This window comes from Pseudomonas brassicae (assembly GCF_010671725.1).
GTDB classification, from domain to species: Bacteria; Pseudomonadota; Gammaproteobacteria; order Pseudomonadales; family Pseudomonadaceae; genus Aquipseudomonas; species Aquipseudomonas brassicae.
In genome coordinates this window covers 1-725 of the sequence record NZ_JAAHBU010000606.1, presented here as the reverse complement: position 1 = coordinate 725, position 725 = coordinate 1, and the positions used below count along the sequence as shown (strand labels likewise).

The following is a 725-nucleotide window of genomic DNA, read 5'->3' as shown; positions in this document are numbered from 1 at the left end:
CTGGCTTGCCAGCGAATGGGTTCAACCCGCTCTGACGACCTGCCCGGTGGCCAGGTCGCGAATCACGCTCGGGTTGCGCCGCCCACCCAGGCTGCCGCCCAGGATCACATCCAGCTGCCCGTGGAAGTATTGCTCCACACGCAACCGCGAGCGTGCCGCCGGCCGGCCCTGCGGATTGGCCGAGGTCGACACCAGCGGCCCCACCAGCGAACACAGGTCGCGCACCACCGGATGATCGCTGACCCGCAGTGCCACGGTGTCATGCACCCCGGTAATCCACTCCGGCAACATCCCCTGATGCGGCACCAGCCAGGTGTTGGGCCCCGGCCAGGTACTGGCCATGCGGTCCATCCACAGCTCGGGGAAGTCCTCGAACAGGAAGTCGAACTGGCGGATATTGTCGGCAATCAGGATCAGGCCCTTGTTCACCGAACGCGACTTGAGCGCCAGCAGCCGATCCACCGCCTCTTCGTTCCACGGGTCACAGCCCAGGCCCCAGACCGCTTCGGTCGGATAGGCAAGCACGGCACCCGCCCGAATTTCCCGCGCGGCTTGTTGCACACGCCAACTGTTCACCATTGCTGTTACTCCGCATACCAAGGCTGATGCGCAGTGTACTTAGCCCGGCCGGGCAAACCAACGCCCGGCTTCATTGCACACCTGCCCCTGCAGCTCCAGCTCGGTCAGGCTGGCCAGCACCTGAGGCAACGCCTGCCCGCTGGCCA

Annotated in this window: 2 protein-coding genes; both read right to left on the bottom strand. The window is 65.8% G+C overall.

The window, feature by feature from the left end; all coding sequences use genetic code 11:
• Positions 1–21 precede the first annotated feature (21 nt).
• The gene (gene tsaC, locus G3436_RS26560) at positions 22–579 is read right to left on the bottom strand and encodes an L-threonylcarbamoyladenylate synthase type 1 TsaC (protein WP_163951321.1); all 558 of its coding nucleotides are present in this window, start codon (positions 577–579) and stop codon (positions 22–24) included.
• A gap of 39 nt (positions 580–618) precedes the next feature.
• Positions 619–725, bottom strand: a 107-nt coding sequence (locus G3436_RS29165; RefSeq protein ID WP_420801262.1) for a hypothetical protein, incomplete at its 5' end; no start/stop codon positions are given.